Genomic DNA, 25,991 nt, shown 5'->3' with positions numbered 1-25,991 from the left:
AGATGGGCGATGAACTGTACTTCCTGAAGATAAAGGACCTCTACGTCAACTTCTACACTAAGTCGGGTGTGGTGAAGGCCCTTGACGGCGTAGATGTGGAAATAAAGCGCGGCGAAACCTTCGGCCTGGTCGGAGAGAGCGGCTGTGGCAAGAGCGTCACCGCCAACAGCGTGATGAGGATCATTCCCTCACCACCAGGCAAGATCGAGGGCGGACGCATCCTTGTAGACCCTCCTGCTGATCTTCAGCAGAAGCTGTCGGCCATCGAGGCCGAGCAGGCGAACGGAAGGAGCCCGGAGGACATCAAGAAAATGATGGACGAGATCGCTCCCGAGCTCAACAAGTACGACATACTGAAGATGTCGGCGAACAGGCTGAGGAAGATACGCGGAAAGATCATCTCCATGATCTTCCAAGAGCCGATGTCGGCCCTTAACCCGGTGTTCACCGTCGGCAATCAGATAACCGAGATCCTGATCCTTCACGAACTTCCGGACCTGGTAAAGGGAACGCTCCAGAAACTGGATGAGAACTACACCTCCCTGTCAACGACCGGACACACCACCATCAAGAGGATCGAGGAGAACGGTGAGATCAAGTGCTCGGACTGCGGCTCAACAGTAAGCGGGAAGTCCAATAAATGTCCCTATTGCGGTGGAAGTTTCAACAAGAAAGGGTTCAAGGGATTCCACCTTTGGCAGATAAAGTACTACAAGAAATTATACAAGATGATGCTGAAGGACCCGGACGATGTCACGCTGTGGTTCATGAACAAGATACCTATCCTCAACCGTTATCGGAAACCGCTGCAGGCGGAGGCCACTGGAAGGGCCATAAGGATGCTCCGACTGGTCCGAATACCCGACCCGGGCAGCATAGTCAAGAATTACCCACACGAACTATCCGGAGGGATGCAGCAGAGGGTCATGATCGCCATGGCCCTGGCTTGCAAGCCCAAGCTGCTCATCGCCGATGAGCCGACCACCGCGTTGGACGTTACAATACAGGCCCAGATCCTGAAATTGATGAGGGAGCTGCAGGAAGAGACCGGCACATCGGTACTCATGATCACGCACAACCTTGGTGTCGTTGCTGAGGTATGCGAGCGCATCGGCGTCATGTACGCCGGGAACATCGTCGAGGTCGGTTCGGCCGAGGAGATATTCGCCCAACCCCTCCATCCCTATACCCAGGGGCTGATAAACTCCATACCCAAGCTGACGGAGAGCACCACCCACCTGGAAGTGATCAAGGGAAGCGTGCCTAACCTGCTGCATCCTCCGCCGGGGTGCCGTTTCCACCCGCGCTGCCCGTTCGCCATGCAGATATGCAGTGAGGTCAAGCCTGTGCTCCAGGACATCGTTAAGGACCATAGGGTGGCCTGCCATCTATACGGGAAGGTGAAGCGGAATGAGTGACGAGAACCTGTTCGAGGTCCGCGGGCTTCAGAAGTATTTTCCCATTCGGAGCGGCCTTATTAAGAAGAACGTGGGGAACGTCAGGGCCATAGACGGCATCGATTTCAGCATACCACGCGGAAAGACCCTGGGCCTAGTAGGCGAAAGCGGCTGCGGCAAGACCACCACGGGGCGCTGCGTCCTCATGCTCACCCCGCCCACTGGAGGGAACATCTACTACAAGATGCCCAACGATGTCCATGACCGGATGCTTCAGCTTGAGGCCGAAGAGGTCCAGCTCAATATGCCTAAGGGCGGCATGGTCAAGAAGGCAAGGCACGTCAAGCCGGTGACCATACCTGAATTGGAGGACATACGCAACACCTATACCCTGAACCGGCGCAAGCCGGAGGACCTGCGGCGCTTGCGCAAGGACATGCAAATCGTGTTCCAGGACCCTTACTCTTCCTTGAACCCGCGCATGCTCATCAAGGACATCATCGCCGAGCCGATCAAGATCCACGGGATGTCTAGCAGTACCAATGTCACCGGCAGGGTGAAGGAGCTGATGGAACGCGTGGGGTTGGCACCGGAGCACATCTACCGCTACCCGCACGAGTTCAGTGGAGGCCAGAGACAGAGGATAGGCGTGGCCAAGGCGTTGGCCCTCAACCCGGACTTTATCGTCCTGGACGAACCGACCTCGGCCCTGGACGTCTCCGTGCAATCCCAGATACTAAACCTACTGAACGACCTGCAGGCGGAGCTGGACCTGACCTACATGTTCATCTCCCACGACCTGTCGACCATCAAGTACATGTGCGACTTCGTCAACATCATGTACCTGGGCAAGATCGTGGAATCGGGCCCCAAGGACGAGATATTCGCCAAGCCCATACATCCTTACACCGAGGCATTGCTCAATTCCATCCCAGTTCCCGATCCAAAGCTTAAGAGGAAGAGGGTCCCCCTGAGCGGTGACATACCATCCCCGGCCAACCCTCCGTCTGGTTGCCGCTTCCATACCCGGTGCCGCTATCGGGAGGAGATATGCGAACAGATGGAGCCGCAGCTGGTGGACAAGGGCAACGGTCATATGGTGGCCTGCCATTTCCGTTAATCTGAAGACATGGCAACGAAGAGGAAGCTAGTCATCCACAATACGGAGACGGTCGAGGAGGAAGGGGAGGAGCCCCCCTCCCAGCCATGGCTTAAGCGCGTCTACGCCAAATACTGGTTCTGGCTGCTGGCCCTGGCCTTGGCCACCATGGTCCCCCTGGAGATCGTGACCAGGCACGAGGAGTGGGGAGGACTGCGCTGGTCGGCCGCTTTTATATTTATTGCCGGCGTGGTGATCCTTTTCGTCATATTGTACCTTAAGATTTGGGGAAAGGACGGTATTTGGGGCGAGGATTGAGTTTTAAAAGCAATTCCCGTTAAAGAATCATTATATTCGTTAACCGCGTTGACTCACGGAGGGTGGGGTTAGGGCATGACGGTCGTGAGCATGGAGGACGTGGTAAAAGCGTTGTCCAATACCATGGGCAAGAAAGGCATGTCCCATGAAGACCTGGAAAAACTGGCGGAATACATTCTTTCCTTCTTCGGCTACACCGACGAGGTCATCGACAATCGTCTCACTTCCGAGGACCGGGACGTCTTCTACATGTTGGAGGAGGAAGGTTTCCTCACCACCACTCAGGAGGAGGTCCACCTCAAGAAGGGCAAGCTTTGGCGCATTCACTACTGGATCCTGAAGAAGGACCAGATCTTGAGGATGGCCCACAAGTGCGAAGATGAGACCTGTGGGCCAGAGGACCCCTCGGCCGTCTACGCCACCATGGACGATGACGTGTGGAAAGACCGGGAGCGTTAGGTATTTTATACCCAGCCCTCGTTCCTGGCCCTTGATGTACGAAGACCTGCTCTTGGTCCTGCTGGCCATATTCGCATTCATATTCATCGTGCGATTGGCCGACAAGAAGGGATGGATCAAGAAGTACGGCATGAAAGCCTACGGCCCTTTCCTCATGTGGAGCACCCAGAGGGGCAAGAACTTCATTGACGTTCTGGCACGCCCCAAGCGTTTCTGGCAAATCTACGGCATGGTGGCCAAATGGGTCTGCGTAATAGTCATGTTCCTGATGATGGCCTTGCTATTGTGGGAGGCAACCATCGTCTCCAGCATACCGGCGGAGTCCGCCCCGGGCCTGGACATGTTGCTGGGGATTCCGGGCATAAACCCCATCATTCCCCTGTGGTACGGGATAATAGGGCTGGTCGTGGCCATCTTCATCCACGAGTTCGCCCACGGCATCCTGACCAGAGTGGGAGGGATGGCCATCCGTTCTATGGGGGTGTTATTGCTCATCGTGCCCATGGGCGCCTTCGTTGAGCCGGATGAGGAAGCATTGGTCAAGACCGAGAAGCGCAAGCGCATGAACGTCTACGCCGTTGGTCCGGCCACGAACATCATCGTCGGGCTGATGTGTGCCCTGATATTCTCCTCGGCCATGATGGCCTCGGTGGAACCGGTGCGGGACAACCCCATCGTGGTTAGCGTGGCCGACGGCGGGCCGGCGGACCTGGCCGGACTGAGCTTCGGTGCACAGATAATGGAGATAGACGGCCAGGCGATATCCACCTATGAGGATTACTCCTCCTTCAATGCGCCGGACCCTGGTAATGTGGTGAATGTTACATATTACTCTAAGGACGAGCTTCGGACGACGCAGGTGACCTCGGGCGTCATGCTCACGTCCGTATCGAGCGGTTATCCTGCAGACGATGCCGGTCTAGAGGTGGGCATGATCATCTTCTCCCTCAACGACACCGTCATCCGCAGCAACGAAGATCTCACCGGCACCCTCAAACAGACCGTGGGCGGACAGGTGGTCAACGTGACCGCGCTCGCCTACGACAAGGATTTGGACAAGTACGTGCTCGACCCGTCGGTAACGAGCGTCACCCTGATGAGCCGTCTGGACTATTACCAGGACGTCAGCCCCGGGTCCATCGACGAAGACTTCGTCGACTATGGTTTCATGGGCATCAACTCCGCCTACCTGGGAGCGGGGGTCAACACGCCGGAGGTCATTCTTGATCTCTTGTCCACGCCCTATGACGGAGCGGACGATGTAAGCTCCGTCATATCCGCCTCATTGACCTACATCGCCCTGCCCTTCTCCGGTCTGGCACCTATTCAGAGCCCCGTTACCGGCCTCTTCGAGCCCACCGGGCTCTGGGGCAGTCTGCCCGACGGGGTGTTCTGGGTCGCGGCCAACTGCTTCTACTGGATATTCTGGATCAACTTGATGGTAGGCATGACCAACGTCCTCCCGGCGGTGCCCCTGGACGGTGGGTACCTGTTCCGTGATGGACTGGACTCACTGGTCAAACGCTTCAAGAAGGGAGCGACCGAGGAAGAACGCATGAGGTATGTGGGGACCATAACCTACGCCTTGGCACTGTTCGTGCTGTTCCTGATCATCTGGCAGATAATCGGACCAAGGATTTAGAACGTCCTATTCCCGGCAGACCACGCTGATGACCACCTTTCCCTTGGCCGCGTGGTTACACTCCGGGCACAGCTCGTAATCAAGGACGCATATGTTCTGATATGGGTCGTAGATTACTCCACATTGCCGGCATTTCATGAAGACGAACAAGAGTGGCTTGAAGCCCTGGCATTCGGTCACTCTGCTGCCGTCGAAGGATGTGCATCCCCGTTCCGAGCAATTGTCGCAAAGGCTGCGCCTGCGTATGTTGACAAGACGATGCTCGGAGACCTGCAGATGCACCAAAGGATAGACCTCTGCCAACCATCTTCTGTTCAGTGAATACAAATACTTTTTCAGATACCTTCCAGATTTGACAAAAAAGGACAATGACCTACTGATCTCATTGACAGATGATCACCACCTTTTCTTATAGATGAGAAATGAGAAAATATTAAAAATGGGGGGTGTCCCCCGTTATGACGCCGTTCAGGAGATGGTGTTGCGCGTTCTCTCCTTGAGCTCTCCCAGCTTCCCCTTGTTCCATCCGGAGGTCTTGGAGAAGAACCCGGTGACCCTGGTTATTCCCTCCACGTTCGGGGAGTGACAATAAGGGCAGGTGTCGCTCAGGCCGCGGGAGGTCTTCCCGCAGCTCAGGCAGGAGGTGAACTCCGGGCTGAAGGCGATCTGCGAGTTCTGGGTGTTCTGGAAGGTCTTCACCACGAACGCCGCCAAATTCTCTGCCGGGGGCTTGTGCTCCCCGAGCCATACGTGCGATAGCGCTCCAGCTTCTATCAGGGGATGGAACAAGCCTTCGGTCTTCACCCTCTCGATAGCGCTTATCTGCGCTCCCACGTTCAGGTAGGTGGAGTTGGTGTAATAGATCTCCCCGGAGCTCTTGTTCCCACGTATGACCGTGGGGGCTTGCAGGGGATAGTACTTCATGTCCAGTTTGGCGAAGCGGTAGGCAGTGCTTTCGGCCGGGGTCTGCTCGAGAGGCATCTTGATGCCGTACTTCTTGCCGACCTCCTCAGCTTTCTTCTTCATGACCGAGATGACCTTGAGGCCGAACATGGTGGCCTCCTTGCTCTCGTGCATCTGCTGCCCGGTATGGTACTGCACCAGCTCGTTCAGGCCGACCATGCCTATGAGGAACGAGGCCTTGTTGAATCGGTAGTACGGCTCGCCATCCAGGTTCATGGTCAACAGGGCCAGGGGACCGAACTTGCCCATGCCCAGCAGCTTACCGATGAACTCGCGCTTCTGCAGGTGCGCCTGGGCCACCATCTCGATTCTCTCCTCCAGCAAGCTGAACAGCTTGGCGTCGTCCTGATGCGCCTCGTAGGCGATGCGCGGCAGGTTGATGGTGACGTTCTGCATGGCCGAGTACCTCATCTTCCAGGGGGTCTTGGCATCGTTGAGGTCGTTGTCGTCCAATTTGAAGGTCAGACGGCAGCACTCGGATATCTTGGCGGTTCCACCGCGGTCAAACACGAAGTAGGTGTTCCCCTTCTCCGTGGCGGTTTGGCAGATCTTGTTCAGGAACTCTTCGTGGCCCTCGCTCTTGAAGAACTTCTCGGTCATGTGCACGTTCGGCTTAGGGAAGAAGAACGGCCTTCCCATGGCGTCCCCTTCCAGGTACACGTCGAACAGGGCGTTCACGAACCTCTGGCTCTCCTCAGCATAGTCACCGTAGACCTTGCCAGTGAACTGACCGTTGGGGCCGATGGCGTCCACATTCTGGAAGTGGTCGGGTACTTCCCAGTACAGGTTCAGGTCGCTGAATATAGACTGGCCGCCGCGGGCCACGGCCTGCTGGGCGAACTCGAATATCAGTATCTGGGCCAGCTGCTTCATGCGGGCGTCGTCGACTCCCACCAGGTAAGGGGCCAGGAAGAGGTTGAAGGCGTCCCAGCCAATGGCTCCGGCGAAGTTGCCCTGGAGGGCGGCGGAGAACTTGACCACCTGCTCGATCAGCACCTCAGGGTGCTTGGCCGGCTTGGCGATCGATATTGAATTAGGCAGGTTCAACCCGAACTTCTTGACGTACTCTATGGACTGCCCGCTGCAGTAGGGACGGTCGATCATACCGAGATCGTGAAGGTGAATGTCTCCGCGCATATGGGCGTCGGCCAGGTCCTGCGAGAACACCTCGAGCAGGGCGAACTCCTTCTTTATCTGTTCGGCCAAGGTCAGGTTGGTGGCCTCGGGCCCGTGGGGAACGTTGGCGTTCTCCTTGTTAGGGCTCATGATTATCTGCCGGGCATCGTAGAGGGGCACTCCCAGACGGGTGTGCTGCCGACGGATCTTGGCCAATCCGTATTCGACCAGCTTAGCGTTGGTCAATTCGCGTATCAACGGGGCAGTGATAACGTCTAGCTGTAGCTCCCCAATCAGCTTCTCCACTTCCCTTGCTACTATAGCCGCGGCATCTTCGCTGATATCTGTCTCTCTCATCAAGGCGTCGAATATCCTGCTCTTGTCCCACTTCTTGATCTCCTCATCAGAAGTGCGTACGAATAAGGATATCTCGGTTGACTCTCTATCATTGTTCAGACCAGAGCCTGACTCTGAGGCTCTCGAATCTCGGGGGGCTTCTACACTTTTCATTTTCTCACGTTCTCTATCAGATGATCCCTTGTACATTAATGAATTAGAAAGGAGGACCTATTTAGAGGGTCCTTTTGCATCCATCCCAACTCGGGAAGATGACATACTCTGTAAGGGTTTAAATGAATTTTTGAACTCAATCTGTTAACAATTAACATTATTAAAACTGGTCTGCAAACCTATATTATTACCATATTTGTTACCATATATGTTAACATATGTTCCATCCAGACAAGGATTTAAAACAAATAATCATCTCAATGCTCGCCGAAGAGGGCAGATCAATCAGCTATCTATCAAGAGAATTGAGTAAACAGGGTTTCGACATGCACCGGCTTACTTTGACCGGCTACCTTCGGGCTATGTCAGACCTCAACATCCTGAAAGAGAAGGATGTTCCTCCCGCAAAAATTTACACCCCAGTCAAGGGAAAAGAACGTGATATCTACTTGAAAATCGCAGAGAACGCCCGATCAATCGTCGGAGATAGGCCCGCAGAGCTGACATTATACACTCTTTTCAAATTGTTCCACCGCCCAATATTCAAGGAAGAGCTGGAGAGGGCGAGGGTCATGGACGCTTCGCCCGGTGTCCAGGCACGAGATGAGGAAATAATCGAAGCTCGCAAGTTCATGATGAAGATAGGATTCAAGATCCCTACGAGCAGCAAGGCATACGTACCCATTAATGACGAGCTAGAAGGAGCATACCAGAGCCTCCTCACACAGATAATCCTTAGCGACGCTGAGGCTACCTATCTTATTCGGGAGACGAAGCAGACCAAACTGGAGCTCTGAGGCATTTGCGAATAACGTATAAATCCCCTGAAGGCTTTTCGGGAGGCATGGACCTGAACGGCCTGGTCGATGCTCTGCGTAACTTTCCCGGAGTGACCAGAAAGAAAAGCATCTCAGATGTTATCAACTTCTTTCCTAAACAGGCGCACACTAAGATCCTAGCTTCATATGGCGAGGATGCCGCAGTGGTGGAGGAAAATGGAAAGCTCCTGCTCCTTGCGGCGGATGGGATCATGCCATCACTCATGAGGGCTAGCCCTTTTTTTGCAGGATATTATGCTGTCCTGGTCAACATCCATGATATAGCGGCCATGGGTGGAGTGCCTATCGCCATGCTCGACATATTATCTGTCAAGAACAATCGGATGTGCTCACAAGTCATGAAGGGCATGGAGTCGGCGGTCAAAAAGTTCGGAGTGCCCATCGTCGGAGGGCATACGCACCCTGATTGTGATTATGACGCCATCGACGTTGCCATCATCGGAACGGCCGAGATCGGTGAAGCCATTTACAGCCACACCGCCCGGGTCGGGGACGATGTCATCGTGGGAATGGACCTCGATGGCTATTACCCCGAAGAGCTTCAACTGGCCTGGGATACGACCTCCCGGAAGGAGGCCCCTGCACTGAGACGACAGATGCTCATCATGAACAAGATCGCCAAACAGGGCCTAGTGCGATCTGGAAAGGACATCAGCAATCCGGGCACCCTTGGGACATTGGGAATGCTGCTGGAGACCAGCGGGAAGGGGGCCACGGTCGAGCTGGACTTGATACCTCGTCCAGCCAAGGTGGATCTTCTGCAATGGCTTAAATCGTATCAGGGATTCGGTTACGTGGTCACCTGTGATCCGATCAACTCACAGCGCACCATCGAAATGTACGCCTCGGTCGGGATCACCGCTAACGTAATCGGCAAGATCACCGAGGAGAAACAGTTGGTCGTAGAGCATGGCGACGAATCCGCGGTCATGTTCGATTTTGACAAGGATATCATAACCGGCTGCAAGCCGACCTCCACCGTGGGCTGGGAATCCATGGAACTGGGAAAGTAAAAAGTGCTAGGCCATGGAGGTTGCCGCCCGGACCGCTAGAGGTGGACCAATCACTGACTCAGCCCCGCTCCCCTTCGAGCGTAGGTAGTCCGTGGTAAGGCTGTTCCCGTCAGGGCCTGACCCGTTCCCCACGATCAGAGCAAGGAGTGCCGCCCTCCAGCTGCACCGCAATGCTGCCACCGACCCCGTAGGACAGGGCCTCAGCGCCAATGACTGGGCCTCTAACGCTCCGGATACGACGTCCCCCACTGTCACCCCCGCATGTCGACGATTACGGTGTACAAGGACACGCCGAACGTCCCGGTCAAGCCTAGCAGGTGGTCTTATTCATACAGCCTATTTAAAAATTCTCCAACGGAAAACGAAATAGTTGTCGAGGCCAATCGGAGCAATAAATTATTAAATAGTTTATTTGCAATTTACAAACAATATTTGATTTCATTATCAAATAATATAAATCAATATCAAGGGGTTTGAATTCCTGACAAGATGTGAGCGGTTAGAACGCAGCGAAGCGGTTTCAAAGGCGTTGAAGGATGGGAGCTCCCATTTCACATTTTCACCAGAGAAGCGAAGGCTGTTTCTTCGTAATCTATTGAATGTTATCCTTGGCATTCTTATTGTCATAGCCACCTGGTGGGTAATTGCCGAGGTCATCATATATGTTAAAGGTGCTGATTTTCCCAGACCATTTGAGACCTTTGAGGCCTTATGGAACGCCCTTAATGGATCTAAGATCAATGGAGAGAACATCTTCACGCACACCAATGCTTCTCTGTATCGATGGGGTCTGGGTTACATCATCGCTTTGGTACTTGGGATTGTAATTGGTTTCCTTTTCGGCACCATACCCAGACTTCATGAGACCGGTATGATACCGGTCTATATCATGCAGATGATACCTGGTCTGGCTTGGGTCCCCATTGCCATGCTGATCTTCGGCCTAGGGGAGACATCGACCGTCTTCATCATCCTGGTAACGGCCTTACCGCCCATAGTCATCAACACCGCCGGAGGCATGCGGCAGGTGCCTCCCATCTATACACGCGTGGCCCAGATGTCAGGAAGGGACAGTTGGGCACTCTTCTTCAAGGTGCTTTTACCTGGAGCGGCCTTGTCCATTATCAACGGAATGCGGGTTGGATTGGCCAATGGATGGAGGGTGCTCATCGCTGCGGAGATGGTGGTCGGGGTATCCGTAGGTTTGGGAGCATCTATCTTCAATTCCAGGTACAGCCTGAATTTCATTGACGCCTTCGTCTGCATCATCGTCATTTGTGCCATCGGTCTGATCATAGAGAAGCTGTTCTTCGTTTGGATAGAGAACATGTTGCGCAACCGTCTCGGTCTGGACAGGGAGGACTGAACATGCTGGCTTCGTTGAAGAATGTGTCTAAGGTCTTCACCAATCCCCGGACGGGAAAGGGTCTGGTCGCGCTGAACGATGTGACCCTGGATATAGAGGAGGGCGAGTTCCTCTGCATTATTGGACCGAGCGGCTGCGGCAAGAGCACTACATTGAACTTGCTGGCTGGATTCGAATTCCCCACCACCGGTAAGGTGTCCTTCAAGGACATTCCTATCAAAAGACCTTCCCCGGAGCGAGGGGTGGTGTTCCAGGAACCCAGCCTGTTTCCCTGGATGACCGTTCTGCAGAACGTCACCTTCTCTCTGCGCGGTGCGGAGGAGAAAAAAGGGAGGGAAAGAATAGCCCTGAAATATCTAGAGCTAGTCGGCCTGACCGACTTCGCTCAGGCCCGCCCCAACGAGCTATCCGGAGGGATGAAGCAGCGCGTGGCCATTGCGCGTACTCTGGCTATGAATCCCGACCTGTTGTTGATGGACGAGCCGTTCGGCTCCCTGGACGAACAGACCCGCAGGAAATTGGATAATGAAGTGTTAGACCTGTGGAAGAAGGAGGGGAAGACCGTGGTCTTCGTCACCCATAGCATCGACGAGGCATTGATCCTGGGGACGAGGGTTGTGCTCATGTCTGCGTCACCTGGACGCATGAACAAGGAATGGAGGATCGGTCTACCCTGGCCCAGGGACCCTTCCTCGCCGCAGATGGTGAAGTTGAAGGAGGATATGATCCGGGGATTGCAGGTTTGCTCCTGCGCAAGTAGCGCTCCCCGGGTGTCCTTCATTAGCGTAGAGAAGGAGAATTGAAAGAATGAACCGTAAGATATTGGCAGCAATCGTGGTGATCATCGTGATCGTCTCGGCCGTTGGGGCAATAATCATGCTCCAACCTTCGTCGGAGGGGGAATCGGACATCACCATAGCCTATTCACAGAAGGTGAACTACGAGACGATAATGGTAGCGAACGACGAGGGCATGTTCGAAGATCAAGGACTGAATATCACCGCTAAGATCGTGACCGGTGGCATTCAGGCGGCCGAGGCTCTTATTACAGCGTCTACCGACCTGGCGGCCATGGGCGACGCCCCGGCGGTGCAGCTAATGACCAAGGACACCGGGGCCAGGATCGTAGCCCGCTTCATCGGTGGCGCCGGCATGCACCGCTTCATCGCTTGGAACGATATCGTGCAACCGACGGACCTGGAAGGCATGAAGGTCGGACTACAGCAAGGCTCCAGTACGCATGGGGCATTCCTGCAATGGTGCCAGGCCAATGACGTGAACGCGGACAACATAACCTTCGTTTTCATGAACCCCATTGATATCCCCTTGGCCATGAGCACTAGGCAGATCGACGCTATGGCCGGCAGCGAACCCTGGGCAGTGAACACCGAGAACCTGTGTGGTGATAACGTCCACGAGCTGGGCAACTCCTCGGAACTTGGAAGTACATTCCCCATAGTACTGGTCGCTTCGGAAAAAGCCTTGCAGGAGAAGGCCGAGGCCATTAAGAAGGTCCTTAAAGCACTGGACCAGGCCAACCAGTTCATCGTGGAGAACTGGGATGAGGCCATGCTAGACTGCGCCAACCATACCGGTCTTAGCGTCGAGGACCAGTCTAACTGCAGTATAGTGCAGTTCTACGAGGTCGGCTTCAACGCCACCGACGTGCAGAGTATCACCATGACCGCCATGGCATTACTGAGCTTTGGAAAGATAAACGAGATGCCGGTGATCATGGACAACGTGGACCTGAGCTATCTGCCCGAGGACTGAACATGAAAGGCAGGGAGAGGTTCCTTCGCGCACTGGAGATGGGCGTACCAGACGCCCCTCCGGTCTTTCTTAGGGACCTTACCCTTGGCCTGGATGAATCGGACTATAGCACTCCGGAAGTGTGCGCCGGAGCTTATGATGCTACCAAGGCATACCGTTCCATAATAGCCCTACATCGTCGCCTGGGTCAGGATGCGGTGGTGGGTTGCATACATTTCGTGGGCTTGGAGGTCGAAGCCCTAGGTGGACTGGTCAAGTATCCAGAATGGGGAATCCCCAGCGTGGTCAGGCACCCATTTCAAGATGCTGTTGACCCCATCTTCGAACCATTGGATTTCCAACGGACCGCACCCTTCCCCCATATACTGGATTGCTATCAACAAGTTTCCCGGGAAATGAGATCGGATACCGCCATCATCTGCAACCTTGAAGGGCCGATCACCAAGGCGGCGCTGCTACGGGGCATGGAGAACCTGGCCCTGGACATGCATTTCCAGCCAGATCTTGCCGCCTCCTATGTCCGGTACGCCACGGAACTGGGGGAGGAGTACCTGAGGGCTGTGGCAGGAAGGGCCGATCTGGACTGCGCCTTCATCGCCGCCGCCTCGGACAACCCGGACATATTCGGCCAAGAGGCTTTCCGTGAGCTCACGCTGCCCAACCTGGCCCGGTTGAGATCGGCCGCCCATGAGCTCGGGCTACCGACCGTCTTCCATCCGCACGGGGATATGAGCTCGCGCCCCAACCTGCCCCTGATGGACGGCATCCTGGCCACCGACATCGAAGGGTTCCAATTTGCCGAAGGCAACGATGCGGAGCTGCTCAAGAAGGCCTTCTCCGGGAAGGTGTGCCTCATGGGGGGCATAGACGCCTTCTCCACTCTATTGCTGGGTCCGGAACAGAGGATCGTTAACGAGACGGAAGGTTTTCTTAGGACGTTCGAACCTTGGGACGGATACGTCTTCATGTGCTCCTGCTCATTGCACCGGGGAATGCCTTTGGACCATGTGGACGCGCTCATGCGCTGCGTTCGTAGGTTCGGTAAGAAAGGCATATGAACCATGGGCAGACATATGCTCAGTACATGGCCCCTCCGGACGTAGTGGAGAAACCGCCCTGGCTGAGGACCAGGGTGGCGTCGCCCGCCCGCTCCCAGGGCATGAGAAGTTCCCTTAGCGCCTCAGGATTGCGCACGGTGTGCGATTCCTCGCGCTGCCCTAACCTAGGCGATTGCTGGGGGCAAGGTCATGCCACGTTCATGTTGCTGGGCGACGTGTGCACCAGGGACTGCCGGTTCTGCGCCGTGCCCTGCGGTGACCCGGGTCCCGTGGACGAGGGGGAACCGTCTCGGGTGGCCGAGGCCGTCAAATGTATGGGTTTACGACACGTGGTCATTACTTCCGTCACCCGTGACGACCTGGAGGATGGAGGGGCGGAGATGTTCGCGGAAACGGTACGCCAAGTGCGCTGGATGAACCCTGGGACCTCGATCGAGGTCCTTGTGCCGGACCTGCAAGGGCGGCGTTCCAGCCTGGAAGCGGTGGCGATGTCATCGCCCGAGGTGCTAGGGCACAATCTGGAAACGGTGCGCTCATTGCAGTGGATAAGGGACGCCAGGGCGTCCTATGAGCGCTCGTTGGGCGTGCTGTCCTTGGTCAAGGAGATGCAGCCTGGCATCATGACCAAGAGCTCGCTGATGTTGGGTCTGGGGGAAGAAAAGGAGGAGGTCGTCACTTCGATGAAGGATCTTCGGACCGCGGGCGTGGAACTGCTCACCCTCGGTCAATATCTCCCTCCGGCCGGATCGACCCTGCCCTTGAGAAGGTACGTTCTGCCGGCAGAGTTCGACGAGCTGCGGAGCACGGCCCTGTCGATGGACTTCAGGGGGGTCCGGGCCGGACCGCTGGTGCGGTCATCCTATGACGCTTACAATCTGATTCATGAGGCAGGTGCGAGAAGATGCTGACGGACGATTTCGATCCTTTAAAGGGGGAGATGCTGCGGATAATGGACGAGGAGGGGAACGTGGATGCCGCCCTCAAGCCGAAGATGAGCAGGGAGATCATGCTCCAAGCCTACCGCACCATGGTGCTCACCCGCTTGGCGGACGACAAGGCGGTCAAGCTGCAGAGGCAGGGGCGCCTGGGCGCGTATCCCCCGAGCAAAGGCCAGGAGGCCAGCCAGATCGGGCCGGCCATGGCCCTGAAGGAAAAGGATTGGCTGGTCTGGGCCTTCCGGGAGATGGGCGGGCTGTTGTGGAAGGGCGTGCCCCTGAGGACGGCCTACCTATACTGGATGGGCAACGAGCAGGGCAACGTTTACCCAGAGGGAGCGAGGGCGACGCCATCGGTGGTCCCAGTGGCATCACAGATCCCGCACGCCGTGGGCATCGCCTACGCCAGCAAGCTGAGGCGAGAGGACAGCGTGACCATGGCCTTCTTCGGCGACGGGGCCACCTCGGAAGGGGAGTTCCACGAGGGGCTCAACTTCGCCGGGGTCTTCCGGACGCCCAACGTCTTCGTCTGTCAGAACAACCAGTTCGCCATATCGACCAGGCGTGCCAAGCAGAGCGCCTCGCCCACCCTGGCCCAGAAGGCCGTGGCCTACGGATTCCCAGGCATCCTGGTGGACGGGAACGACGTCCTGGCCATGTACGCCGCGGCGACGGAGGCGGTGGAGCGGGCCCGCCGGGGCCAGGGGCCGACGCTCATCGAATCGTACACTTACCGTCTCAGCGACCACACCACCTCCGACGACTGGAGGAAGTATCGCTCCAAGGAGGAGGTGCTGTCCTGGGAGATGAAGGACCCGCTGAAGCGGTTCAAGGCCTACCTGCTCTCCCAAAATCTGATCAAGGATGACGGTTCCCTCGAGAAAGAGCTGAGCGAATTGGTGGAGATGGCCGCCGCCGAGGCGGAGGCCGTGCCCGTCCCCTCGCGTTCCGAGGTCTTCGAGCACACCTATGCCGAGATGCCCCCGTACCTCGAAAGGCAGCTGAGGGGTGATGGTAGATGATGATGAACATGGTGCAGGCCATCAACGCCGCCCTAATGCAGGAGATGGAACGCGATCCATCGGTGGTGGTGCTAGGCGAGGACGTGGGCCTGGACGGCGGGGTGTTCCGCGTCACCGACGGCCTCTTGGACAGGTTCGGCGGGGAACGGGTCATCGACACTCCCTTGGCGGAGGCGGGCATCGTGGGGGTGGCCATCGGCATGGCCATGAACGGATTGCGGCCGGTGGCGGAGATGCAGTTCATGGGCTTCTCCTACATTTCCCTCAACCAGATGATCAACCACGCCGCCCGTATGCGGAACCGGACCCGAGGCCGGATCACCGTGCCCATGGTCCTGCGCATGCCCTACGGCGCTGGCGTCCGAGCTCTAGAGCATCATTCGGAGAGCACGGAGGCCCTGTACACCCAGATACCAGGACTGAAAGTTGTGGTGCCATCCACGCCCCTGGAGGCCAAAGGACTTCTGACCTCGGCCATTCGGGACCCGGACCCGGTGGTGTTCCTTGAACCGACGCGATCGTACCGCATGCTGAAGGAAGAGGTGCTGGACGGTGAGCACGTCGTGCCGCTGGGAAGGTCCCGGGTGGTCCAGGAGGGGGACGACGTGACCGTGGTCGGCTGGGGAGCCATGATCCCCCTGGTCCAGAAGGCCCTATCGCAGGTGCAGGCCTCGGTGGAGGTCATCGATCTGAGGACCATCTCGCCCATGGATTCGGAGACGGTGCTGGAATCGGTGCGCAGGACCGGCAGGGCGGTGGTGGTGCACGAGGCCCCGCGCTCCTTCGGCCCGGGGGCGGAGATCGCCGCCCGCATCTATGAGGGAGCGATACTGAAGCTGGAGGCGCCGGTGGAACGGGTGACCGCCCCGGACATCACGGTCCCCCTGCCCAAGGGCGAGGACCATTATTACGTGAACGAGAAGATGATTGTCGAAGGGATAGAGCGCACGTTGAGGTTCTAGGTGATCATGATGGCCATACAGTTCAAGTTCCCGGACCTGGGAGAGGGGATCGCCGAGGGCGAGGTCAAGAAATGGTTGGTCAAGGAAGGGGACGTGGTGAACAAGGACCAGTCCCTGGCCGAGGTGGAGACGGACAAGGCGGTGGTGGAGATACCCTCGCCGGTGGCCGGAAAGGTGCTGAAGCTCCACCACAAGGAGGGAGAGCTGGTCAAGGTGGGGGAGGTCTTGGCGGTAATTGGGGAGGAGGGCGAAGCACATTCGACCTTACCGAAAACCGAGCCGGAGGAGAGACCGCCGTCCGTGTCCGTGGTCGGCGAGCTGCCCACCGAGGAGGTGGTGGTGTCGTCCTCCACGGTCAAACGTTCCAGCCGTGAGATCCTGGCCACGCCGGCCGTGCGGTATATGGCCAAGGAGAAGGGCGTGGATATAGCTCAGGTGACGCCCTCCGGTCCGCAGGGTCAGGTGTTGGAAGCTGACCTGGGACGCAAGGCCGCGCCTAGAACTGTGCCGAAGTTCGACATCTACGGCTACGTGGACCGCATCCCCATGCGGGGGATCAGGCGCACCACGGCCAAGCGCATGCTCGAATCGCAGCAGAAGGTGGCCGCGGTAACCAGCATGGAGCAGGCGGACGTCACTCGATTGGTGGAGATGAGGGAGCGCCTCAAAGGCCCCATGAAGGAGCGGAGGGGGGTGAGCCTCACCTACATACCGTTCATCATCACCGCCCTGGTCCGGGCGCTCAAGGCCCATCCGCTGCTGAACTCCGTGATCGACGACGAGCGGGAAGAGCTGGTGGTCAAGAAGTATTACAACATCGGCGTGGCCGTGGCCATCGACGACGGCCTCATGGTCCCGGTGATCAAGGCTGCGGACCAGAAGAGCCTGTGGGAGCTGGCCGAGGAGATTGCTTTTTTGGCCAAGAACGCCCAGGAGCGGAAGGTGGACCTGGCCGACCTGAAAGGAGGTACTTTCACCATAACCAACTACGGCGTCTTCGGCGGTACGTACGGAACGCCCATCGTTAACTACCCGGAGACGGCCATACTGGGCCTGGGACGTATAATGGACGCGCCGCTAGTTGTTGACGGCAAAGTGCAGGTGCGCAAGGTGCTGCCGTTGTCGTTTACGTTCGATCACCGAGCCTACGACGGCGCAGTGGCCGCCAAGTTCCTGAAGGACCTGGTCAACCTGCTAGAGAACCCGGAGCATCTGCTGTTGGAGGATTAGGCACCGCTGGTCCAGTCCTCGTTGGAATATCTTTCCCGGGATATCTGTTCGGCCCGGGCCAGTTCGTCCTGGGTCAGATCTCCGATGTACCACTGCTTGTTCAGGATGAAGGCGTTGACCATGGCAGCCACGGCGAACTCCCAAGGCACCTTCTTCTGCTCCCTCACGCTGGTGACCCGCTCGGCCGGTCCCTCTATCCCCTGGGGCCTCAGCTTGTCCGGGGGGACCTTCAATACCGAGAACATCCGCACGCGGTCCAGGTCGTACATGAGAGTGCCGTGCTGCAGGAAGATGCCCTGCCGCCGGGATTGCGCGCTCCCGCTTATCTTCTTCCCGTTCACCAGCACGTCGTTTATCGGCTCGAAGGTCCCCTCGATGCCGATGAGCTTCAGGGCGTTGACCAGCCAACCGCCTATCTCCCGGTAGGCCTCGTTGATGTCCCGGGGCATCATCTCCTCGAGGCATACGACGCTGTAGGTGATCTCCTTTCCGCGGTCGTGGAAGACGGCGCCGCCTCCGGTGCTGCGGCGAACCACTTGGACGCCGAGCTTGCGGCATTGCTCGAGGTCCACGACCTCCTCCAGGTCCTGGAAGCGCCCGATGCTCACCGCCGCCGGTTCCCAGCCGTAGAACCTGATGGTCGGACCGGCGACGCGAAACTTCACCGCCTCGGCGATGGCCTCATCCAGGGCCATGTTGTAAGCCGCAGCTTTCGGCTCGTAGCGCAGCACCCTCCACCTGTTCCTCAGCATCTCAATCCTCTCAGCAAATAGGCCAGGTCGGCCGGGGCGAACCCTACCGCCCGGTATCCGTGCTCGTCCAGGAACTTGGAGATCAACGATTCCACGTCCTCCATCTGCCAGATCGAAGAGGTAAGCAGGAACGATTCCAGCTGGGCCACGCCTTCCTCGGGGAAGAAGAAGAAATCGCCCTGCAGGCGCAATCCCTTCACCGCACCGTCCTGACATTCCACCTTCAAGATCAGGGTCTTGCCCCCGGTGACCCTGACCCTTCTTTCCAAAGGACTCACCCCTTGGCCCAGGCCTTGAGCTTGTCCATGTCGATGCGGCCGCCGCAGATGGCCTTGCCCGTCACTTCGTTATAGAAGGTCGGGACGCCCAGGTCACCTCCGCAGGCTGGGGCGATCACTTCGGCCAGCGAACGCATCAGCTTGGCGTTCTCTTCGCTGTGCCAGACCTCCAGGCGTGTTAGCTTGATTCCGTTCTCGGCCTCGAACTGGTCCACCATCGGGGCCATCTTGCGGCAATGGGGGCATTCCCTTCCGTGGAACCAGATCAATCTCTTATCGCTCATTGCTCATCCCTCTTCACGAAAAGCCCGCACCAGCATTCCCCCGTTTCCTTGTAGGTCTGCTGCTTGAGGAAGTTGCAGGGGCATATCAGGTTCAGGTCCTTCTTCCGGTCGCCAGTGGTTATGCGGCAAGGGCAATAGCGCTGCCCGCGGTTCCGCAGGTTCTCCAGGACACCCTGGGACAGTATCTCGATCTCGTCCGTTTTATCCGTTAGCTTGACCGTGGGGCTCTGGTCGGAGAACTGCTTCCAGGCCGCGACGACGTCCGTGCGGGCCTCGATGGCCGGATGCTCCTTGCCTATGATCTCCAACGTTTCGTTCAGATCCGAGCGCACGAAGGCGTTCTTGGCCCCGCAGGTGGGGCACACATCCGGGGGCTTGTTCCCCAGATGAACATCGTTACAGACGTGACATCTCCAAAGTTGCTTCATCCTATCAGCACTCCCATCGTGTATGATATAAGTGGTAGATTAATGGTCACCAGCCGTCCCGGTGCACCCTCTCCCCGTCGAAGCGGTCCAGCTTCTTCTTCTCCTCGTCCGGATGCCCCAAAGGGACCAGGGCGAAGGGGATGATGTCCTCCGGCAATCCCAGCAATCGCCTCAGGCCGTGTACCCGGTCCTCGATTGGATATATGCCCAGCCACACCGCGCCCAGGTCCAGTTCCACGGCCATGATCAGCATGTTCTCCGTGGCCGCGGAACAGTCCTGCACCCAGAAACCGGGATACTTCTCCAACGAGGGGTCTCCGCACACAAGCACCGTCACCGGGCATCGCTTGAGCATTTGGGCATACGGATGCACTCCCATTATCCCCTGCATGACCTCCTTGTCCCGGATGACCACGAAATGCCAGGGGCGTTCGTTTCCGGCCGAGGGCGCGGCCATGGCCGCCTCCAGGACCTTCATGACATCCTTCTCCTCCACATCCTGCGCGGTGTAGCGCCGGATGCTCCGACGATTGAGAATGGGGTCCTTTCTCATCGTTTTCAAAAGAGAGCCCCTCGGTCATATAACTATCGAGATGGTGCGAAAAATGGATATTGACCTTTCCTTTACTCTCATCCATGCCCGGATTCGAGGATCTGATCTACGCAACCACGTTGCTGTTCTTCATCTTCGATCCGTTCGCCACCGTACCTATGTTCATTTCCTTGACCAAGGGGCAGGGCGAGAAGGAGCAAGTGGCCAGCGCGAACAAGGCCGTGTTAGTTGCCGGCCTGCTGTTCGTAATCTTCGCCCTGATAGGCCCGCAGGTGTTGGCCTTTTTCAGCATAACCACCAGCGCCTTCCGTATCGCCGGCGGCATCGTTTTGCTGCTCATGGCCATGGAGATCATATTCTCTTTGACGCTCAGTAAAAAGGAGGACACTAGCGTGGCCTGGGTCATAATCGCCACCCCGCTGCTGACCGGACCGGGAGTCATCACCACGGCCATCCTGCTGGTCACCCTGTACGGCTATTTCACCGTGCTCATTGCCGGGATCATCAGCCTGGCGGTCACCTGGGGCATCATGAGGAACTCCCTGCTCATCTCACAGAAAGTTGGCAACAACGCTCTGGAGGTCTTCTCCAAGATCATCGGGCTGCTGCTGGCGGCCATAGCCGTGGAGTTCATCATGCGGGGGGCGGTGGACTACGTCCTCGCCAGCCTGAACATGGCTCTCCTGCTTCCCCTGGTCTGATGCGATTATGCAAAGTTTTTTATTTATCGTGCACAAACGACAACCGAGGTGAAAATGTGGCCAACTGCAAGAAGTGCGACAACAGCCTTGATGCGATCCAGGTTGACGAAACGCCAAAGCTCACGGTCAAAGGCCTAGAGGTAGGCATAAATGACCTTGATGACATCATGAAGCAGGTCTACGCCCTCAGACTGCAAGAACCGCAGCTGGACCATGAGCTGCTAGAAGAGGTCAACCGCCGGGACCACGTACCGCCGTCCATAGAGAAGGAGTACCTCCTCGCCCAGGTGCAGGAATACGGGCGCCGTTTCGGCTGATACATCTGAACATAATATCACGATCAATGGAAGGAATGCAAATGGAAGCTTCGAACGGGAACTCATCCAACGACCTGGACCTGGAGATCAACGACGCGCACCTGAAGATGCTGGACATGTCCGTGCATCTGCTGGGGTACCTGAACGCCTACCGGGCCATATCCGAGCTGCCGGACTACCTCGGAAGAAAGAGGATGCGCTACTCCCTCCTACTGGTGATGCTGGACGAGCTGGCCTCGCTCATGGAGCTGATGAACGAGTGCCAGCGCGGCATTACCGAACATATGGAGCACGTGCACATCGAAGGCTTCCATTCCCTGGAACGCCGTCAGGAAGGCGTGGAAAGGGTGCTGGACGAGATCGGAAAATCTGAACTGCTGTTCATCAAGGTGAAGAAGAACCTGGGCCGCGAGCCCTCGGCCATAGACTTCGCCGTGTTCAAGGACCTGTTCCGTCGCTCTGGCGGCAACCTATACCCCATGGTGGAGAAGGTCCTGCGCTACGATTGGAAGAAGGGGAACGATGAATCGGATATCCCCGACGAAGAACAGCTGGACATGCTATTCATGGCCGTGGAACTGAACGTGCGCGGCGCGGCGGAGTTCGCTTACCAGTGGGCCGCCGCCAACGAACTGGAGCTGAACTTCAGATTGGAGACCCGCTACTGCAAGGATGGCTGCGACAAGCGCAAGGAAAAAGGTTATTGGGTCTCCACCCCCCTATAGTTCCGAGGATGCCCATGGGTGACATCAGAGAGGTCAGCGACGAGCTCTTCCTGGACCTGCTGAGGAGGGAGAGGGGGTTCATAGTCCTGGAGTTCTGGTCCCCGGGATGCTCCGTCTGCAAGCAGGTGGAACCGGAAGTGCTGCAGGCCCAGAAGGAAGTGGGTGCGGACGCCACCTTCATGAAAATCAACACCGACCACAACAACGTCCTGGCTGCCAGATACCAGGTTACCGGTACCCCCACCTTCGTCTATTTCTGCAAGGGCCAGAAGATAGGCGGCGCCGTAGGTTACGTCAACGCCACCGTCCTCCGCAACACAGTGAAGGACCTCATACGCCATTCGGCCAACTGCCCGGCGGGGAAGCGGCCATCGTATGAGATGGACGGCTACGGCTGAGCATTTATTTATGACGGGGTTAATCACCACATCATGTGGGAACCTCTGTCCGTCGGGTCTTGGAAGGCGCGCGGACGATCCGATCTGAGCGCGGTCCTTCCGGCGGTCGACGACATCATCAAGCAGGTGGCGGAGAACGGCGATGCGGCGGTGAAGAAGCTCACCGCCCGCTTCGACAAGGTGGAGCTGACCTCGCTGCAGGTGTCGGCAGAGGAGATCGAAGAGGCGTACACAAAGATCGACGCCGAACTGTTGGTCGCTTTGAGGTTCGCCAAGGATCGGATCGAAGCCTACCACCGGAGACAGAGGCCGGACGACATCGATCTTATCAAGGAGGGGGACAGCGCCCTGGGCTGGAAGTATTCACCCCTTGAATCCGTAGGCATATACATCCCCGGCGGGAGGGCATCCTATCCCAGCACCGCTCTTATGTGCGCCGTGCCGGCCAAGGTGGCCGGCGTGACGAGCGTCGTAGCCTGCACCCCTCCGCCAGTTCACCCCCTGACGCTGGTGGCCTTGGACCTGGCCGGGGTCGACCGCATCTACAAGTGCGGAGGAGCCCAGGCCATAGCGGCCATGGCCCTGGGGACGAAGACGGTGCCCAAGGTGCAGAAGATCGTGGGACCCGGTAACATCTACGTCACCGCCGCCAAGGTCAGACTGAGGCAGGAGGTGGAGATGGACTTCCCCGCCGGGCCGAGCGAGATAGCCATTATCGCGGACAGCAGCGCTCGCCCGGAGAACGTGGCAGCGGACATACTGGCGCAGGCGGAGCACGACCCGCACTCGGCGTGCGCCCTGATCACTGACGATAGAACTCTACCAAACAAGGTGTGGAGGATCATCGATGATCATGTGGCCCAAAGCCCCCGGCGGGATATCATGCTCAGTTCGCTGAAGAACAGCGGCTACATCATCACCGGGGGTGTGGAGGAAAGTGCGGCGGTGAGCAATCAGTTGGCCCCAGAACACCTTTCTCTGCAGGTCCGGGACCCCCTTTCGTTGCTGTCATCGATCAAGAACGCCGGGGCCATCTTCCTGGGGCACGATTCCCCTGTAGCCTGCGGTGACTACACCACTGGCACGGACCACGTGCTACCGACGGCGGGCAACGCCGCGCTACACTCTGGACTGGATGTGCTGCACTTCATGAAGCGCTCCTCGGTGCAGTTCCTGGACCAGGAGTTGTTGGAAAAGCTGGCCCCCGCCACCATAAAGCTGGCGGAGACGGAAGGTTTGCACGCGCACGCCGATTCGGTGCGCGTAAGGTTAAAAAATAAAAGGAAGATGGCCTAGACCATCTTCTTGCCGGCGTTGAAGTTGGCGCTTTGGTTCCAGACCTCTTTGACCTCAAAAACCCAGACGCCGCTGGCCTTCATCCCCATCTTCGACAATTCGGCGTTCATGCCGTCGAACATCGGACCGGAGGTGACCAGTTCCTTGACCTTGGCTCTGATCTCGAAAGAGGTGGTCTTACTTCCAGCTAGTATAGAGACCAGCTCGCCCTTGGCCTTCATGCCCTCCAAGTTCTTTCCGGTGCGCTTCATGAGGATGGCACCGATGATGACGGTGTCCGGGGCGGGGGCCTTTATGCTTCCTGCCTGGATAATATGAACATCGCCCTTCTCTGATTTTGTCGCTATGACCCTCACCGAGGTTGGGTCGTTGAGGACCTTCATTACTTCATCCGGTATCGCTACCATGTTAATTCACCACTCAAGTAATGAGTTTACGGCGTTATAAATCATTGCAACAGAACCATGACCCCCACATCTGGCCATTAGAAATGGGCCAGCAGACGAATGGCACATGTATGACCATTTGGGTCATTTTAATGACTTTGCATCGGGCAGGCAACCCCTTTGGCGCATGGTCAGCACGGCCTGCCGGACGGCCGCTTCGGTCTTCACTTCGATGAGCACGGACATGTCCTTCTCCCTCGCCATATCCAGGAAGTGAGGGCAATCGATGTTGCCGGTGAAGGGCAGCTGGTGGTCGCTCTTCCCGTCGTAGTCGTGAAAGTGCATGTGCCATAGACGATCCGCATGGGCCAACATGAAATCTTCCTCCTGATGGCCGACGCGGGCATCGTGGCCTATGTCCCAGCAAAGGCCGATGGAATCCAGGTCCAATACCGATTCCACCGCCCGGCGCATGAACGGCAGGGCGAGGTGCCCGGTGTTTTCCAGGCATATCCTAACTCCCAGCCCAGAGGCCAGGGAGGAAAGCTGGGACAACGAATCGTTCAGGGATTCGATGTACTCGTTCTGATACCGCTCGTACACCCAGATCTTGCCGTCGGGCAGGGTGAAGTACACCCCGGGGTTCAGGTGCAGGTTCAGCAGGAACACACCGTTCTTCGCCCCCCAGCGCAGGGCGTCCTCGCATCGGGCGATATGCCCCTTGCGGACGGATCGGTGTAGCGAGCCCAGATCGAGCTCGTCGTGCAGGTGGATGCTAAAGCGCATCCCCTCTTTCAGCGCCCACTTCACCTCCCGGGAATTAATGTTCTCGGGAAAGGAGTATGGCAGGTTCATATTGAGCTCGATGAAGTCCAATCCAAGCTCATGGCACAGCTCAAGGTTGGGCCGCAGTTCCTGGTACTCTATCAGCACTGGCATTCCGAATCTATGCATCCGGACCTCAACTTACGCAGTGATAGATAAAGGGAGCGAACTCACTTGCGGAGCAGCGCGCGGCGTTCCTGCCGTACTTCGTCCCGGCCGTGGTAGCGCTTGGACACACATCTGGTCCATTCCTCTTCCAGTTGCAGGTCCGGGAATAGTTCAATGACCTCCCCCTCCGCGAAGTAATGGCAGATTATGCCGTTGCCCCTTTCGTAGGTCCGCTGCTCAACCTCCGTTCCTTTCCCGCAGCGCATATCGCCGTCCCCGAAGACGCTGATAAAGAGACGCCCGTCGTTCGCCAGTACTCTCGTTATCTCCATAGCTGCGTCTATCCTGTCCGGAAGCAGAAGGTGACCGAGGACGTGGGAGGTGGCGATCGACGGCATGCATGCGTCCCGAATGGGCAGGGCGGTGACGTCCCCCTGCAACAGAGGCAATGAGCGCCATCGACGGCAGGACCACAGCGCCTGACGGGAGAAGTCCAATCCTATGGGCTGCGTGTTCGTCGACAGCGCCGCCAACCCCTTTCCGTTCCCCACGCCCAGCTCCAGGACCGTTCCCTCGAAGGGCAGCGTGGCGTCCGGGTCCCCCTTCCAGGGACGGTCGTCCCTTTTGTACAGGCGGTCCCAGCTCTCCTTTTGGCTCATTCCCGGCGAAGCTCCAGATGATAATAGTTCTCGTCGTCGTATTTCCTTTCCAGAACGAAATCGGGAAAGTAGGACGGGGCGACGTCGATGGGAACTCGTTCGTGCCGCGGCGGACCCCTCTCCGTCTGCCTGGCCTGCCAGTCCACGATGGTGATGCGTCCGTCCTTTCGCAGGACGCGCCCGATCTCCGCTGCCAGCCTTTTCTTGTCTTTAACCTCATGAAAGACGTTCAGCATGACTGCCCGGTCCAGCGAGGCATCCGGCAACGGTATGTTCGGCAGCTCGGCCTTGACCAGCGCAATCCTCTCTGAGCCATTATCCCTTTCCCGGATTCCGTCCAACATCTCCTGCTGGAAGTCCAGGGCGATGACCTTGGCTCCGGCATCGGCCAGCGGTATGGACAGGTAGCCCACGCCGGCTCCCAGGTCGGCCACGGTCTCACCGGGAGACAATCGCATGCGTTCCAGTACCGCTTCCACCGGCTGCCTCCGGCGACGGTCTTCGTCCACCAGGCGGTGCTTCTCTGAGGCCGGGAATTGCGAAGGCTCTTTGTTCATGCGCTTTGCCATCTACCAGGCG

The 25,991-nt window shown here is 57.5% G+C and carries 31 protein-coding genes, 1 other RNA gene and 1 pseudogene; 21 read left to right on the top strand and 12 right to left on the bottom strand.

From position 1 onward, the window contains the following. The first annotated feature begins 2 nt into the window (after nucleotides 1–2). The 6 genes and pseudogenes from NT131_03895 (at nucleotide 3) to NT131_03870 (ending at nucleotide 4,915) form a co-directional block, all read left to right on the top strand. Nucleotides 3–971 (top strand): annotated as a pseudogene (locus tag NT131_03895) (ATP-binding cassette domain-containing protein). Between the two features lie 147 nt (nucleotides 972–1,118). Next, nucleotides 1,119–1,418: a hypothetical protein gene (locus tag NT131_03890; protein MCX6650783.1), complete on the top strand. Its 300-nt coding sequence runs from the start codon at nucleotides 1,119–1,121 to the stop codon at nucleotides 1,416–1,418. Further along, entirely contained in the window at nucleotides 1,411–2,517 is a 1,107-nt protein-coding gene (locus NT131_03885; GenBank protein MCX6650782.1) for an ATP-binding cassette domain-containing protein, read from the top strand. Before NT131_03890 ends, NT131_03885 begins: the two co-directional genes overlap by 8 nt. Nucleotides 2,518–2,526: 9 nt before the next feature. Next, the gene (locus NT131_03880; protein MCX6650781.1) at nucleotides 2,527–2,814 is read left to right on the top strand and encodes a hypothetical protein; all 288 of its coding nucleotides are present in this window, start codon (nucleotides 2,527–2,529) and stop codon (nucleotides 2,812–2,814) included. 75 nt (nucleotides 2,815–2,889) lie between these two features. After that, complete coding sequence (locus NT131_03875; protein MCX6650780.1) at nucleotides 2,890–3,273, top strand: hypothetical protein; 384 nt, start codon at nucleotides 2,890–2,892, stop codon at nucleotides 3,271–3,273. 34 nt (nucleotides 3,274–3,307) lie between these two features. Further along, nucleotides 3,308–4,915, top strand: coding sequence for a site-2 protease family protein (locus NT131_03870; GenBank protein MCX6650779.1), 1,608 nt, complete (start codon nucleotides 3,308–3,310; stop codon nucleotides 4,913–4,915). Between the two features lie 6 nt (nucleotides 4,916–4,921). Here the strand turns inward: NT131_03870 and NT131_03865 are convergent, their stop codons facing one another. Both NT131_03865 and nrdD read right to left on the bottom strand, forming a co-directional pair. Then, the gene (locus NT131_03865) at nucleotides 4,922–5,218 is read right to left on the bottom strand and encodes a hypothetical protein (GenBank protein ID MCX6650778.1); all 297 of its coding nucleotides are present in this window, start codon (nucleotides 5,216–5,218) and stop codon (nucleotides 4,922–4,924) included. Between the two features lie 165 nt (nucleotides 5,219–5,383). Further along, nucleotides 5,384–7,504, bottom strand: a complete 2,121-nt coding sequence (nrdD, locus tag NT131_03860; GenBank protein MCX6650777.1) for an anaerobic ribonucleoside-triphosphate reductase — start codon at nucleotides 7,502–7,504, stop codon at nucleotides 5,384–5,386. A gap of 218 nt (nucleotides 7,505–7,722) precedes the next feature. Here nrdD and NT131_03855 point away from each other — a divergent pair, with 218 nt between their 5' ends. Both NT131_03855 and NT131_03850 read left to right on the top strand, forming a co-directional pair. Continuing rightward, a complete protein-coding gene (locus tag NT131_03855) occupies nucleotides 7,723–8,301 on the top strand; it encodes a hypothetical protein (protein MCX6650776.1) in 579 nt (192 codons plus the stop codon). A gap of 47 nt (nucleotides 8,302–8,348) precedes the next feature. After that, entirely contained in the window at nucleotides 8,349–9,356 is a 1,008-nt protein-coding gene (locus tag NT131_03850) for a methanogenesis marker 2 protein (protein MCX6650775.1), read from the top strand. Between the two features lie 4 nt (nucleotides 9,357–9,360). Here NT131_03850 and ffs read toward each other — a convergent pair. Then, nucleotides 9,361–9,672: signal recognition particle sRNA (gene ffs / locus NT131_03845), an RNA gene on the bottom strand. A 279-nt stretch (nucleotides 9,673–9,951) separates the two neighbouring features. On the opposite strand from ffs, the gene NT131_03840 reads away from it, so the two are divergent. The 8 genes from NT131_03840 to NT131_03805 are packed head-to-tail and all read left to right on the top strand — an operon-like array spanning nucleotide 9,952 to nucleotide 17,702. After that, nucleotides 9,952–10,722, top strand: a complete 771-nt coding sequence (locus NT131_03840; GenBank protein MCX6650774.1) for an ABC transporter permease — start codon at nucleotides 9,952–9,954, stop codon at nucleotides 10,720–10,722. 2 nt (nucleotides 10,723–10,724) lie between these two features. Then, nucleotides 10,725–11,525 carry an ABC transporter ATP-binding protein gene (locus NT131_03835; protein ID MCX6650773.1) on the top strand — a complete coding sequence of 267 codons (801 nt, stop codon included), beginning with the start codon at nucleotides 10,725–10,727 and terminating at the stop codon, nucleotides 11,523–11,525. Nucleotides 11,526–11,529: 4 nt separating this feature from the next. Continuing rightward, the gene (locus tag NT131_03830; protein ID MCX6650772.1) at nucleotides 11,530–12,495 is read left to right on the top strand and encodes an ABC transporter substrate-binding protein; all 966 of its coding nucleotides are present in this window, start codon (nucleotides 11,530–11,532) and stop codon (nucleotides 12,493–12,495) included. 2 nt (nucleotides 12,496–12,497) lie between these two features. Beyond that, a complete protein-coding gene (locus tag NT131_03825) occupies nucleotides 12,498–13,553 on the top strand; it encodes a hypothetical protein (GenBank protein ID MCX6650771.1) in 1,056 nt (351 codons plus the stop codon). Further along, nucleotides 13,550–14,461 carry a lipoyl synthase gene (gene lipA, locus NT131_03820; GenBank protein ID MCX6650770.1) on the top strand — a complete coding sequence of 304 codons (912 nt, stop codon included), beginning with the start codon at nucleotides 13,550–13,552 and terminating at the stop codon, nucleotides 14,459–14,461. The genes NT131_03825 and lipA overlap by 4 nt, the downstream gene beginning before the upstream one ends. Beyond that, complete coding sequence (gene pdhA, locus NT131_03815) at nucleotides 14,455–15,510, top strand: pyruvate dehydrogenase (acetyl-transferring) E1 component subunit alpha (protein MCX6650769.1); 1,056 nt, start codon at nucleotides 14,455–14,457, stop codon at nucleotides 15,508–15,510. Before lipA ends, pdhA begins: the two co-directional genes overlap by 7 nt. Continuing rightward, nucleotides 15,507–16,472 carry an alpha-ketoacid dehydrogenase subunit beta gene (locus NT131_03810; protein ID MCX6650768.1) on the top strand — a complete coding sequence of 322 codons (966 nt, stop codon included), beginning with the start codon at nucleotides 15,507–15,509 and terminating at the stop codon, nucleotides 16,470–16,472. Before pdhA ends, NT131_03810 begins: the two co-directional genes overlap by 4 nt. A gap of 6 nt (nucleotides 16,473–16,478) precedes the next feature. Continuing rightward, on the top strand, nucleotides 16,479–17,702 hold the full coding sequence (locus NT131_03805) for a dihydrolipoamide acetyltransferase family protein (protein MCX6650767.1): 1,224 nt from the start codon (nucleotides 16,479–16,481) through the stop codon (nucleotides 17,700–17,702). Here NT131_03805 and NT131_03800 read toward each other — a convergent pair. Genes NT131_03800 through NT131_03780 form a run of 5 tightly spaced genes read right to left on the bottom strand, consistent with a single transcriptional unit; the run spans nucleotide 17,699 to nucleotide 19,997 of the window. Then, entirely contained in the window at nucleotides 17,699–18,454 is a 756-nt protein-coding gene (locus NT131_03800; GenBank protein MCX6650766.1) for a biotin/lipoate A/B protein ligase family protein, read from the bottom strand. The genes NT131_03805 and NT131_03800 overlap by 4 nt on opposite strands. Next, nucleotides 18,448–18,723, bottom strand: a complete 276-nt coding sequence (locus NT131_03795) for a hypothetical protein (protein MCX6650765.1) — start codon at nucleotides 18,721–18,723, stop codon at nucleotides 18,448–18,450. The genes NT131_03800 and NT131_03795 overlap by 7 nt, the downstream gene beginning before the upstream one ends. A gap of 5 nt (nucleotides 18,724–18,728) precedes the next feature. Continuing rightward, nucleotides 18,729–19,016 carry a hypothetical protein gene (locus tag NT131_03790; protein MCX6650764.1) on the bottom strand — a complete coding sequence of 96 codons (288 nt, stop codon included), beginning with the start codon at nucleotides 19,014–19,016 and terminating at the stop codon, nucleotides 18,729–18,731. Further along, on the bottom strand, nucleotides 19,013–19,444 hold the full coding sequence (locus NT131_03785; GenBank protein ID MCX6650763.1) for a hypothetical protein: 432 nt from the start codon (nucleotides 19,442–19,444) through the stop codon (nucleotides 19,013–19,015). Before NT131_03785 ends, NT131_03790 begins: the two co-directional genes overlap by 4 nt. Before the next feature lie 46 nt (nucleotides 19,445–19,490). Next, complete coding sequence (locus NT131_03780; protein ID MCX6650762.1) at nucleotides 19,491–19,997, bottom strand: nitroreductase family protein; 507 nt, start codon at nucleotides 19,995–19,997, stop codon at nucleotides 19,491–19,493. Nucleotides 19,998–20,080: 83 nt separating this feature from the next. On the opposite strand from NT131_03780, the gene NT131_03775 reads away from it, so the two are divergent. The 5 genes from NT131_03775 to hisD are packed head-to-tail and all read left to right on the top strand — an operon-like array spanning nucleotide 20,081 to nucleotide 23,434. Next, nucleotides 20,081–20,698 carry a MarC family protein gene (locus NT131_03775; protein ID MCX6650761.1) on the top strand — a complete coding sequence of 206 codons (618 nt, stop codon included), beginning with the start codon at nucleotides 20,081–20,083 and terminating at the stop codon, nucleotides 20,696–20,698. A gap of 56 nt (nucleotides 20,699–20,754) precedes the next feature. Then, a complete protein-coding gene (locus tag NT131_03770; protein ID MCX6650760.1) occupies nucleotides 20,755–21,015 on the top strand; it encodes a hypothetical protein in 261 nt (86 codons plus the stop codon). Between the two features lie 41 nt (nucleotides 21,016–21,056). Continuing rightward, nucleotides 21,057–21,740, top strand: coding sequence for a hypothetical protein (locus tag NT131_03765; protein MCX6650759.1), 684 nt, complete (start codon nucleotides 21,057–21,059; stop codon nucleotides 21,738–21,740). Nucleotides 21,741–21,754: 14 nt separating this feature from the next. After that, nucleotides 21,755–22,138: a thioredoxin family protein gene (locus NT131_03760; protein ID MCX6650758.1), complete on the top strand. Its 384-nt coding sequence runs from the start codon at nucleotides 21,755–21,757 to the stop codon at nucleotides 22,136–22,138. A 33-nt stretch (nucleotides 22,139–22,171) separates the two neighbouring features. After that, complete coding sequence (hisD, locus tag NT131_03755) at nucleotides 22,172–23,434, top strand: histidinol dehydrogenase (protein MCX6650757.1); 1,263 nt, start codon at nucleotides 22,172–22,174, stop codon at nucleotides 23,432–23,434. Here the strand turns inward: hisD and NT131_03750 are convergent. The 4 genes from NT131_03750 to NT131_03735 form a co-directional block, all read right to left on the bottom strand. Beyond that, entirely contained in the window at nucleotides 23,431–23,841 is a 411-nt protein-coding gene (locus tag NT131_03750) for a hypothetical protein (protein MCX6650756.1), read from the bottom strand. The two genes, hisD and NT131_03750, sit on opposite strands and share 4 nt — an antisense overlap. A 123-nt stretch (nucleotides 23,842–23,964) precedes the next feature. Next, nucleotides 23,965–24,774, bottom strand: coding sequence for a TIM barrel protein (locus NT131_03745; GenBank protein MCX6650755.1), 810 nt, complete (start codon nucleotides 24,772–24,774; stop codon nucleotides 23,965–23,967). Between the two features lie 41 nt (nucleotides 24,775–24,815). Further along, nucleotides 24,816–25,412, bottom strand: a complete 597-nt coding sequence (locus NT131_03740; protein MCX6650754.1) for a methyltransferase domain-containing protein — start codon at nucleotides 25,410–25,412, stop codon at nucleotides 24,816–24,818. After that, on the bottom strand, nucleotides 25,409–25,969 hold the full coding sequence (locus NT131_03735; GenBank protein ID MCX6650753.1) for a methyltransferase domain-containing protein: 561 nt from the start codon (nucleotides 25,967–25,969) through the stop codon (nucleotides 25,409–25,411). Before NT131_03735 ends, NT131_03740 begins: the two co-directional genes overlap by 4 nt. Nucleotides 25,970–25,991 lie beyond the last annotated feature (22 nt).

The organism is Methanomassiliicoccales archaeon (assembly GCA_026394395.1).
Classification (GTDB): Archaea; Thermoplasmatota; Thermoplasmata; order Methanomassiliicoccales; family UBA472; genus UBA472.
The sequence above is the reverse complement of the archived record's forward strand: the minus strand, read 5'-3'. Positions and strand labels throughout refer to the sequence as shown.

Bases quoted from the DNA above. Each gene is read 5' to 3' on its own strand.
- NT131_03890 (MCX6650783.1), top strand. From the start codon at position 1,119: ATGTACGCCGGGAACATCGTCGAGGTCGGTTCGGCCGAGGAGATATTC.
- NT131_03885 (MCX6650782.1), top strand. From the start codon at position 1,411: ATGAGTGACGAGAACCTGTTCGAGGTCCGCGGGCTTCAGAAGTATTTT.
- NT131_03880 (MCX6650781.1), top strand. From the start codon at position 2,527: ATGGCAACGAAGAGGAAGCTAGTCATCCACAATACGGAGACGGTCGAG.
- NT131_03875 (MCX6650780.1), top strand. From the start codon at position 2,890: ATGACGGTCGTGAGCATGGAGGACGTGGTAAAAGCGTTGTCCAATACC.
- NT131_03870 (MCX6650779.1), top strand. From the start codon at position 3,308: ATGTACGAAGACCTGCTCTTGGTCCTGCTGGCCATATTCGCATTCATA.
- nrdD (MCX6650777.1), bottom strand. From the start codon at position 7,504: ATGAAAAGTGTAGAAGCCCCCCGAGATTCGAGAGCCTCAGAGTCAGGC.
- NT131_03855 (MCX6650776.1), top strand. From the start codon at position 7,723: ATGTTCCATCCAGACAAGGATTTAAAACAAATAATCATCTCAATGCTC.
- NT131_03850 (MCX6650775.1), top strand. From the start codon at position 8,349: ATGGACCTGAACGGCCTGGTCGATGCTCTGCGTAACTTTCCCGGAGTG.
- NT131_03835 (MCX6650773.1), top strand. From the start codon at position 10,725: ATGCTGGCTTCGTTGAAGAATGTGTCTAAGGTCTTCACCAATCCCCGG.
- NT131_03830 (MCX6650772.1), top strand. From the start codon at position 11,530: ATGAACCGTAAGATATTGGCAGCAATCGTGGTGATCATCGTGATCGTC.
- NT131_03825 (MCX6650771.1), top strand. From the start codon at position 12,498: ATGAAAGGCAGGGAGAGGTTCCTTCGCGCACTGGAGATGGGCGTACCA.
- lipA (MCX6650770.1), top strand. From the start codon at position 13,550: ATGAACCATGGGCAGACATATGCTCAGTACATGGCCCCTCCGGACGTA.
- pdhA (MCX6650769.1), top strand. From the start codon at position 14,455: ATGCTGACGGACGATTTCGATCCTTTAAAGGGGGAGATGCTGCGGATA.
- NT131_03810 (MCX6650768.1), top strand. From the start codon at position 15,507: ATGATGATGAACATGGTGCAGGCCATCAACGCCGCCCTAATGCAGGAG.
- NT131_03805 (MCX6650767.1), top strand. From the start codon at position 16,479: ATGATGGCCATACAGTTCAAGTTCCCGGACCTGGGAGAGGGGATCGCC.
- NT131_03800 (MCX6650766.1), bottom strand. From the start codon at position 18,454: ATGCTGAGGAACAGGTGGAGGGTGCTGCGCTACGAGCCGAAAGCTGCG.
- NT131_03790 (MCX6650764.1), bottom strand. From the start codon at position 19,016: ATGAGCGATAAGAGATTGATCTGGTTCCACGGAAGGGAATGCCCCCAT.
- NT131_03785 (MCX6650763.1), bottom strand. From the start codon at position 19,444: ATGAAGCAACTTTGGAGATGTCACGTCTGTAACGATGTTCATCTGGGG.
- NT131_03780 (MCX6650762.1), bottom strand. From the start codon at position 19,997: ATGAGAAAGGACCCCATTCTCAATCGTCGGAGCATCCGGCGCTACACC.
- NT131_03775 (MCX6650761.1), top strand. From the start codon at position 20,081: ATGCCCGGATTCGAGGATCTGATCTACGCAACCACGTTGCTGTTCTTC.
- NT131_03765 (MCX6650759.1), top strand. From the start codon at position 21,057: ATGGAAGCTTCGAACGGGAACTCATCCAACGACCTGGACCTGGAGATC.
- NT131_03760 (MCX6650758.1), top strand. From the start codon at position 21,755: ATGGGTGACATCAGAGAGGTCAGCGACGAGCTCTTCCTGGACCTGCTG.
- hisD (MCX6650757.1), top strand. From the start codon at position 22,172: ATGTGGGAACCTCTGTCCGTCGGGTCTTGGAAGGCGCGCGGACGATCC.
- NT131_03750 (MCX6650756.1), bottom strand. From the start codon at position 23,841: ATGGTAGCGATACCGGATGAAGTAATGAAGGTCCTCAACGACCCAACC.
- NT131_03745 (MCX6650755.1), bottom strand. From the start codon at position 24,774: ATGCATAGATTCGGAATGCCAGTGCTGATAGAGTACCAGGAACTGCGG.
- NT131_03740 (MCX6650754.1), bottom strand. From the start codon at position 25,412: ATGAGCCAAAAGGAGAGCTGGGACCGCCTGTACAAAAGGGACGACCGT.
- NT131_03735 (MCX6650753.1), bottom strand. From the start codon at position 25,969: ATGAACAAAGAGCCTTCGCAATTCCCGGCCTCAGAGAAGCACCGCCTG.